Origin of the sequence: Fulvivirga aurantia, assembly GCF_009711475.1 — a bacterium.
Classification (GTDB): Bacteria; Bacteroidota; Bacteroidia; order Cytophagales; family Cyclobacteriaceae; genus Fulvivirga; species Fulvivirga aurantia.
On record NZ_SMMD01000814.1, the window covers coordinates 1 to 9370 of the forward strand.

At 40.5% G+C, this 9370-nt stretch carries 7 protein-coding genes; 3 read left to right on the top strand and 4 right to left on the bottom strand.

Annotated features, from left to right (window positions below):
- The first annotated feature begins 23 nt into the window (after positions 1 to 23).
- The 3 genes from E1176_RS11195 (at position 24) to E1176_RS11205 (ending at position 3493) form a co-directional block, all read left to right on the top strand.
- On the top strand, positions 24 to 452 hold the full coding sequence (locus E1176_RS11195; RefSeq protein WP_155210699.1) for a MarR family winged helix-turn-helix transcriptional regulator: 429 nt from the start codon (positions 24 to 26) through the stop codon (positions 450 to 452).
- A 45-nt stretch (positions 453 to 497) separates the two neighbouring features.
- Positions 498 to 1142, top strand: a complete 645-nt coding sequence (locus tag E1176_RS11200; protein WP_155210700.1) for an NADPH-dependent F420 reductase — start codon at positions 498 to 500, stop codon at positions 1140 to 1142.
- Positions 1143 to 1360: 218 nt separating this feature from the next.
- Positions 1361 to 3493: a T9SS type A sorting domain-containing protein gene (locus E1176_RS11205; RefSeq protein ID WP_155210701.1), complete on the top strand. Its 2133-nt coding sequence runs from the start codon at positions 1361 to 1363 to the stop codon at positions 3491 to 3493.
- Positions 3494 to 3561: 68 nt separating this feature from the next.
- Here E1176_RS11205 and arsC read toward each other — a convergent pair whose 3' ends face one another.
- The 4 genes from arsC to E1176_RS20675 form a co-directional block, all read right to left on the bottom strand.
- Positions 3562 to 3903, bottom strand: a complete 342-nt coding sequence (gene arsC / locus E1176_RS11210; protein WP_155210702.1) for an arsenate reductase (glutaredoxin) — start codon at positions 3901 to 3903, stop codon at positions 3562 to 3564.
- 1 nt (position 3904) lies between these two features.
- Positions 3905 to 4444, bottom strand: coding sequence for an ATP-dependent protease subunit HslV (hslV, locus tag E1176_RS11215; RefSeq protein ID WP_155210703.1), 540 nt, complete (start codon positions 4442 to 4444; stop codon positions 3905 to 3907).
- A 191-nt stretch (positions 4445 to 4635) separates the two neighbouring features.
- Positions 4636 to 6318: a pyruvate dehydrogenase complex dihydrolipoamide acetyltransferase gene (locus tag E1176_RS11220; protein WP_155210704.1), complete on the bottom strand. Its 1683-nt coding sequence runs from the start codon at positions 6316 to 6318 to the stop codon at positions 4636 to 4638.
- An 87-nt stretch (positions 6319 to 6405) separates the two neighbouring features.
- A partial coding sequence (locus E1176_RS20675) for a hypothetical protein (RefSeq protein WP_185152755.1) occupies positions 6406 to 9370 on the bottom strand: 2965 nt, incomplete at its 5' end.

Below are 9370 nucleotides of genomic sequence, written 5' to 3' on the forward strand. Positions count from 1 at the left end.
ATCATTAATCATAGCTTTGTGCCATGGAAAAGACCGGGAAGGATAAATATTGCAATTGCCTGTACTACTCAGCTAATGCCCTGGCCAGAATGCTCACAAAAATGGCAGAAGATTCATTTGGACGTACAGGTTTAGCACCTTCATACGGTTTTTTATTAATGAGTGTAAATGATAAACCTGGAATTCAGCCTAAAGAACTCAGTGAGCATATGCAACTCACTCCTTCTACTGTAACCAGATTATTAGAAAAATTAGAATACAAAGGCTTAGTCGAGCGAAGTGCGGTAGGCAGAGCAACAGAAGTGAGACCTACATCTGATGGTGTTAAACTGCAACCTCTTTTACGCGAATCATGGCAAAACCTTTATAAAGAGTATTCTAACTTACTTGGTGAAGATCAAGCCAAAAAACTGACTAAAGAAATTCATGAAGCGTCACAGTTGATGCAGTAATTTTTTTCTATATATAATTGTATGTACAACTAAATAAATATAAAGATGAGTAAGAAAATAGGAATTTTAGGATCTGGCATAGTAGCCAAAACGTTAAGTATGGGCTTTGCAAAACATGGATATGAGGTAAAACTAGGAACTCGTAGTCCGGAAAAACTAGCCGATTGGCAGCGGGAAGAAGCTCAACAAGTAAACATAGGTACATTTGATGAAGCGGCCTCATTTGGTGAAATCATTGTACTTGCCGTGAAGGGTACAGCGGCTAAGTCTGCAATAGACCTGGCAAAGGCTGACAACCTAAAAAACAAAGTAGTAATAGATGCCACAAACCCTATTGCTGATGAGCAACCTGAAGAAGGTGTGCTGAAATTCTTCACAGACCAGAATTACTCCCTAATGGAAGAACTGCAAAAAGAGCAGCCTCATACAAAATTTGTAAAGGCATTTAGCAGTGTAGGAAGTGCTCTGATGGTTAACCCAAATTTGGACAGTAAACCCACCATGTTTATCGCTGGCAATGATGATGAAGCTAAGCAAATTGTATCTGAAATTATAGATCAGTTTGGTTGGGAAACTGCCGACATGGGTAAAGCACAGGCGGCTCGGGCCATCGAGCCTTTGTGTATGTTATGGTGTATTCCTGGCTTTAGAGATAACCAGTGGTCTCATGCTTTTAAATTGTTAAAATAACATTGATTTGCATGTTTCAAAATATGCCGCTTTAAGAAATTATTTAATCTTATAATCAATTGGGAGTTAGCCTATTATTTTAGAAAATAATACCTCTGGGCTACTCCCAAATATTTCGGTTAATAATTAATTCATCATATCAAAACACAGGCTTATTTATGCAGTAATATGGTGGTTTTACCTTAGTTGAAACAAAAATCAACTAAACCAACCTCACCATGAAAAACTTATTTACAGCACTCTTAGTGCTTTTGAGTATTACTATAAATGCTCAAAATCGAACTGGCCTTACAGCCATTACCCGCACAGGATCTACACAAAATTTAGACAGCTATTTCGATCCTGCACTTAAGCCATTTTACCACGGTGTGGCTTCGGGAGACCCTTTGCAAAATCGTGTGATTATCTGGACGAGAGTTACACCTGAGTCAGATGGCACCATTCCGGTAAGTTGGCGCGTAGCTACCGATCCTAATATGACTAATGTAGTTAATAACGGTGTTTATTATACAGACGCCAGCAAAGACTACACGGTAAAAGTGGATGTGGGTGGTTTGCTTTCCGCCACTACATATTATTATGACTTCAATGCATTGGGAGCTACATCCATAACAGGAAGAACGAGAACAGCCCCAGAAGGAGACATCAATCAACTTCGGTTTGCTGTAGTGTCTTGCTCCAACTATCAGGATGGTTATTTCAACGCCTACGAGCGTATCTCAGAGAGAAATGATATAGATGCGCTTATCCACCTCGGAGACTATATCTATGAGTATGAAGCTGGAGGGTATGGATACTCTGAAGATGTAAACAGGGGCCACATTCCGGAGAATGAGATCATTTCACTCATGGATTACAGAATCAGATACTCCTACTACCGTCTCGATCCACAGCTAAGAAAGGCGCATCAACAACTGCCGTTTATTACTATTTGGGATGATCATGAGTTTGCCAACAACGCTTATATGGATGGTGCTGAGAACCATCAATCAAACGAAGGCGAATGGAACGCCCGAAAAAACAACGCCTACCAGGCATATTTTGAGTGGATGCCTATTAGATCAACAGAAGACCCTAATCGTATCTATAGAAAAATCAATTATGGCAACCTTATGGATTTGATCCTTCTCGATACACGAGTTGAAGGTAGAGAAAAGCAAGAGGACAGTCTGATCGGTAAAAGAAAGGCTGGTTTAAGAACTGAGGCCGATTTCGAAATGTACCTCGAACAAATCATGCCTAATTCGGTGAAAGGCAACCTTTCTTCGGAAGAATACCAATACCTTTTAGATATCATCAGCAAATGGGGTGTTGAAGACAAGGGAATTTCAAAGCTTTCTGAACTGGAGAACGATGAGGAATTCATTAAAGCAAAAGCTTTGATTGAAAAAGCATATCAGGCAGAAGGAAGAACTTCTAATCATAGCAATACGAAACAAGCAGCATCTAGACAGCTACTAAGCGAAACCCAGTTTTCATGGTTTGAAAATAACCTGAAGAATTCAAACGCTCAATGGAAAGTTGTAGCCAATCAGGTTTTACTTATGCCTCTCAGAGGTCTTGGCCTTACCGACACCTGGGATGGGTATGCCGACAGCAGAGAGCGGTTGTTAGATTACATTAAAAGTAATGATATCGATAATGTGGTGATGCTTACAGGAGATATTCATATGACATTTGCAGGAGACCTGCCTACCTCCTTTTGGAGCTATACTTTCAACAAGAAAAATTCAGCAGCAGTAGAGTTTGTAGCTCCAAGCATCTCATCTGGCAATCTTGATGAGCTTGTTGGTATCTCTGATGGATTTCTTACCAGGCTTTTGGGCCTATTCAACCCACACATAAAAAATGCTGACCTCAATGAGCATGGTTATTTTCTACTCACCGTAAACGGGCAAAAAGCTCAGGCTGATTGGTACTATGTAGATGATGTGAAAACGATCACTACAGGGCAGAGCAATGGCGAAAGCTGGTATGTAAATAGTGGGGACACACGACTTAAAGAAGCGAGTGGTCCCATACAATCTTCAAATGCATACAATGTAAGCGCTCCTTCCCTACCCTCAGTATCGGCTACCGGTTTTGAGAAAGGCAATATAATGGTCATTGGCAACTATCCTAACCCGGCTGACGCTTTTACCACCATACACTATGGATTGTCTGAAAAGTCGAATGTAAAAATTGAACTGAGAGATAGCAAAGGTCAGTTAGCAAAGGAAGTGCTAAATCAGGAACAAGAAGCGAATCTATACGCACTTACGCTGGATACGGAAGACCTGAAACCGGGTGTTTATATCTACACGGTTACTACCGGTAAAGAGCAAATAACCAGAAGATTGGTTATTAAGTAATAAAAAAGTGCCTCAAGTTTTCAAGGTTAAACCCTAAATCTTGAGGCACTTTTAACTTTAATGAGCTATTAAATAAAAGCCTCCACTTTCTCAGGAGGACGACAAACAGCGGCTTGTTTTTCTTTAATTACTATAGGTCTTTCGATAAGTTTAGGGTATTGCACCATGGCCTCTACCCACTCATCATCAGTCAGTGATTTACCTTTGAAGTTCTCTTTATAATCAGCCTCACCTTTTCTTATCAACTGCTCAGGTTTGATGCCGATCATTTCGATCAAATCTTTAAGCTCTTCCTTTGATGGAACTGTCTTCATATACTCCACCACTTGTACCATTTGACCCGAAGCTTCAATTTTTTTGAGCACTTCTCTACTTTTAGAACATCTTGGGTTGTGATAAATAGTTAGCATATTAAGATACTTTTTCTACTACTAAATTATGGTTTGTATAAATACAGATATCGGCAGCAATGTTAAGGCTTTCTCTTACGATATCTTCAGCTGTAAGGCCTGCTGCATGCTTTTTGAGCGCATATGCTGCAGATTGTGCATACATGGCTCCTGAACCAACGGCAGCAATATCATGATCTGGTTCCAACACATCACCTGTGCCCGACACGATCAGTACTTCGGTTTTATCTGCTGTGATTAGCATGGCCTCTAACTTGCGCAAATATCTATCAGTGCGCCAGTCTTTGGCTAACTCTACTGCAGCACGCTTCATGTTGCCACCGAAGCTGTTCAATTTCTCATCAAATCTCTCTAAAAGTGTAAATGCATCGGCAGTAGATCCTGCAAAACCAGTTACTATCTTACCATCCTGAAGTTTTCTAATCTTTTTCACATTACTCTTGGCCACATAATTGCCCATAGTTGCTTGTCCGTCTGCACCAATGGCCACTTCTCCGTTATGTATAACCGCCAACACGGTTGTTGATCTTACTTTGGTCATTCTGTTTTTTGTTTTGTTTTGAGTTGAACCCAAACACGGATTCTGATTATAACTTATCTAGCAAACGCAAGATCTTAAGTCAGGTTTTAAGACCTGCATTTTTTTAATTCACTATCGCTTTAAATGAAGAACGATCCCCAGAAATCTTCTGAGGATCGTTACTTTTTGTCTTGATATAAACCCGTAGGTGATTATACTAAAATTCTCACCGGGTTTTCTAATAGCCCTTTAAGCGTTTGTAAGAAAGCAGCTCCTAATGCACCATCTACTACTCTATGGTCACATGAAAGCGTCACCTTCATCACATTGCCTGGCACTAACTGGCCGTCTTTTACAACAGCAGTTTGCTTAATACCGCCTACAGCAAGAATACAAGAGTCTGGCGGATTGATGATCGCTGTAAACTCTTCTATGCCAAACATACCTAAGTTGGAAATGGTAAATGTGTTACCTTCCCACTCGTGTGGCTGCAATTCTTTACTCGTTGCTTTCTTTGCAAGTTGTTTTACCTCAGCTGAAATGTGAGACAGGTTTTTGCTGTCAGCAAATCTCACAACAGGTACTAGCAACCCTTCGTCTACTGCTACCGCTACACCAATATGTACGTGCTTGTTGTATCTTATTTTATCTCCTAACCATGAAGAGTTTACTTTAGGGTGTTGTCTCAAGGCTGCTGCTACAGCTTTGATTGCGATGTCGTTAAAGCTGATCTTCACCGGAGAGTACTCATTCATTGAAGCACGCGCTTCCATCGCTTTGTCCATGTTAATCTCCATGGTAAGGTAGAAGTGAGGCGCAGTGAATTTACTCTCTGCTAATCGCTTAGCGATTGTTTTTCTCATCTGAGACACGTTCTGCTCTTCGTAGCTCTCTTCACCCACAACTTGTGGTATGTTGAAGGTTGAGCCCTCTTCTTTAGCAGCCTGCTGCACAACTTCTTTAGCAGGTGTATAGTTTTCTACATCTTTCTTTACGATACGGCCATTATCACCTGAGCCAGGTATTTTTGATAAATCATAACCTTTATCAGAAGCCATCTTCTTAGCTAGAGGTGAAGCTTTTATTCTTCCATCAGCTGTAGATGTATCTTGTGTCGCTTTTTGAGCAGAACTGTCTTTGCTTTCTGTTTTTTGCTCAGTAGATTTCTTTTCTGATGATTTATCTTCCTTCTTCTCTTCTTTTCCAGAGTCAGAAGACTCATCTTTTGAAGCCTTTGCCTTGTGAGCTTTCAATAACTTCTCATAGTCAGCTCCTTCTTCTCCAACAATTGCTAACACACCGTCAACCTCTACTGACTCACCTTCTTTGACACCGATATACAGTAAAGTGCCATCTTCATAGGCTTCAAGCTCCATGGTAGCTTTATCAGTTTCTACCTCGGCCATAATATCTCCGGAAGAAATTTTATCACCTTCTTTCTTTTGCCATGATGCAATGGTACCCTCAGTCATGGTATCACTCATCTTAGGCATTGTAATAATAGTGGCGTTGATGTCTGATGTATCTATATCTTCGGTAGCCTCTTCGCTCTTCTCAGATTTTTCAGACTTATCATCAGCCTCATCATCTTTGCTCTCGCCATTATCGCTGCTTCCGCCTTCTTCCAGCTCTTTTAGAAGACCTTTTATGTCTTCACCTTCTTCACCTATAATGGCAATAACACCATCTACCGGCACTGCCTCTTTTTCTTTTACACCAATATGTAGGAGCACTCCGTCTTCATAAGACTCCAACTCCATTGTTGCCTTGTCGGTTTCTACCTCGGCTAATATATCTCCAGATTTTATTTTATCTCCTTCTTTCACCAACCATGATGCAATCACACCTTCTTCCATGGTGTCGCTCATTTTGGGCATTTTTATTACTTCCGCCATATTACTTTTTGTGTATAAAAAATTGGAGATCAAAAATAGGTCTTAATCTGCCTTTATTCAAATTATTGATTTTTATTTTAACAGCGATCAGAAGCTGATGTTTCCGATTATAAATTCTATTTGACTGCCGGCTGGTTCAAAGTCAGTGGCCCTGTTATAAACATACCTGGCACCAACCTCGATAAGTGGACTGAACCTCATGATATTAATATCAAAAGTAACTTCTGCACCAAAAGAAGTATAGGTACTTTGAAGAGGTCGTGTGCCAAAGACATTGTTATTGTCCTGTCTATTGAAGAATATCTCTACCTGATCTACCCCATAATCTAAAAACAAATTGGCTTTTATACGCTGCACATTAAGTATGGGACCTAATGCAATATCCGGGTACCAAATCGGCAGTGAATAATTACCTCTTACAGTGGTAAATCTTTTATCTGTGAAATAAGAATAGCCTCTGGGCCTGAAGATCCTATTTCTAAAAGAGTAAAGATCCTGATCCCCAGTTTGTTTACGCCATTGTGTGCCTGTCTGCAGTAATACTGAATGATGTTTGAAAATGCCAGGTAGAAAAATTGAAGCATTGATCGCTGTTAATGAGCCATCAAAGTCACCAGAAATTGTTTTTAGCTGTTCGAAATTGGTACTAAAACCCCACCGGCTTCTTATGTCTCTCTTGCTGGTTTTCATGAGACTGTAATAAGACCATTGAAAATGATTGAAAACCAAATCCCCGTTACTTAAAACATCCGAATCAACTACATAAAGCGGTACCTCTACTGTATCGGTTTCCGTAATCAACCTACCGGGATTCGTGGTTGGCCGGAGTCTACCTGATTGATCAATATTATTTCTAAAATCAGAGATCTTTCTCACCCCTATTCCATTGCTGACCTCCATCTGCCTAAAAAACTTCGAATTAGTAAATACCAAGGGTATTCGCGCGGCTGTTTCTACAGACGTTTCTGACCATCTGTACTCCAGAGACCCGGATTCTTCCTTTCTATCTCCATAAGAAACATCTACATCAAATATTGGATAAAAGCCCTGATAGCTTAAACCCGCTGTGGCAAAACCAGTCTCTTCTTCCACATCATAAGTGTAGCCCAGATCCATTGCGGTAGTACTTAAAACATCTTTAGAAAAGATACCAATTTGTGCCCTGTTAATATCTGTTGTCGCAAAAGGCCCCCAACTGTGAATGTTGAGCATGTGACCTAACCGACTGTATTTTTTTACCGGGTATTTTTCATCAGGCACTTTGCTGAGTATATCACCATGACCTTCCTGTTCTATTAAAGGTTCATAATATTTGATACCTCGGTCTTCAACATCGCTTAATGTTACCCATTGATCTTTATTGAGCACAGTCTCCACCACATCTAACCCATCAGCTGTGTGTTCGTTGTAAATCAGCTTTCCCGCACTTATTTGAGGATTGTAAGCTCCATAGGTACTCCTTGTGACTTGAAAACGCTCCCCTGACTCGACATTTAGGGCATAAATATTATCTATGCCATTATACGCAGAGTTGTAATAAACGTAGCTGTCATGCAATACAGGATAGCCAATATTCTCATTGCCTGCTTCTAAAAGTTGCTCTTGGCTTTCGCTTGCGTAATTAACTTTAAGCACACCTCTTCCACTATCATCTGTTGTGAGTACAACAATATCATTTCCATTTTCTGACCACCGTGGCATAGAATAGAAAACATTATCAGGATTGCTAAATCGCTTAAGCTCATTTCCAGTAACCGCATCAACCACGATCAGGCTGTGTTGCTGATCAATAGTAGTTTCTGTAGTCACAATCTTACTGCCGTCTGGAGAGATAGCAGCACCTGCATATCGGGATTTACTGGTTATGGTTCTTAGTTCTTTGGTTTGAAAATTATAACTTTTTATAACTGAGAAGGTCTCAGCTCGCCAACGTGGATCAAAATGATATTCATTCCATACAACCGTATAGCCTGAAGATGACAGCATAGCGGTATTGTTCATAACCCCGGTTATAAACTTCTCAATCTCATTGCCATTTTTATCTAACCTTACCAATTGGCCAACATCGCCAATACCATCTTTGAAGGCTACAATAGAACCGTCTTCCAGCACCTGTGGGAAACTATAATCAGTAAAGGCATCGGTTCCACGTCTGGTTATTTTATCGAAAGGAGTAGGTTCAAGTCCTTCGAGCTGGCTGCTCCACTCCTGTCTGAAATCCTCCATCATGAGATTGTAATTATCTACCAGGTAAGAATCGGTATGCTTTTTAAGGGCATTAGAAAAAGTAAAGGGCACAAAGGGCAATCCGTAAGCGTTTTGAGTCACTTTATCCCAAATATCAGGATCATCGGTGCGCCTTCTTAGGTGAGTTACAAAATGATAGCCCAATCTGTAATGATCAGGGACAAAATCTTTGAATGAACGTAAATGTTGCTTATTGTAATTGTACTTTTTCTTTTCGAGCAAGTTAGTTTTAAAAACCCGGCTAAACTCTGGTATTCTTCCTCGCCCGCTAGGTGTATTTAATGTTTCTATCAGCGTGGCGTCACCTTCCCAAAACCATGGCGGCACTGCCGTAAATGCCATGCCTGCCTGCGTATTCTCACCAAATAAATAATAGAAAAGCTTATTAAAACCGGTTTTACTATGCTGAAACTGAGCTATATGCCTATACTCATGTACGGTAAGCAAATCAAGCCACTCATTGGTGCCCAAAAACTGATTGTTTTGTGAAGGCATTGTAAAAAACTCAGACCTGCGAGGACCAAGCGTTACAAACCCATTACTAATCGCATTTCTGTTTCTCAGTATGATTGAGATTTTCTTGGGCGCCTTATCACCCAGTTTTTGAGGTTCGTGAATGGTCTGCAAGGTGTTGGCTACGCGCTGTGCCTCTACCTCAAACCCTTCCGGAAAAATAACCCTGAAGTCCGGGGTATTTACTTGTCTCCATTTTACAGAAGGTGCGTTATTATCGAGTACCTCCTGAGAGAACAGGGGAATACAAATAATGAGTAATGTAAAGAGCGTAATAACTGGTTTGTAGCGC

Excerpts from the sequence above, each read along its gene's own strand:
- E1176_RS11200 (WP_155210700.1), top strand. The coding sequence starts at position 498 with ATGAGTAAGAAAATAGGAATTTTAGGATCTGGCATAGTAGCCAAAACG.
- hslV (WP_155210703.1), bottom strand. The coding sequence starts at position 4,444 with ATGACCAAAGTAAGATCAACAACCGTGTTGGCGGTTATACATAACGGA.
- E1176_RS11220 (WP_155210704.1), bottom strand. The coding sequence starts at position 6,318 with ATGGCGGAAGTAATAAAAATGCCCAAAATGAGCGACACCATGGAAGAA.
- E1176_RS11205 (WP_155210701.1), top strand. The coding sequence starts at position 1,361 with ATGAAAAACTTATTTACAGCACTCTTAGTGCTTTTGAGTATTACTATA.
- E1176_RS11195 (WP_155210699.1), top strand. The coding sequence starts at position 24 with ATGGAAAAGACCGGGAAGGATAAATATTGCAATTGCCTGTACTACTCA.
- arsC (WP_155210702.1), bottom strand. The coding sequence starts at position 3,903 with ATGCTAACTATTTATCACAACCCAAGATGTTCTAAAAGTAGAGAAGTG.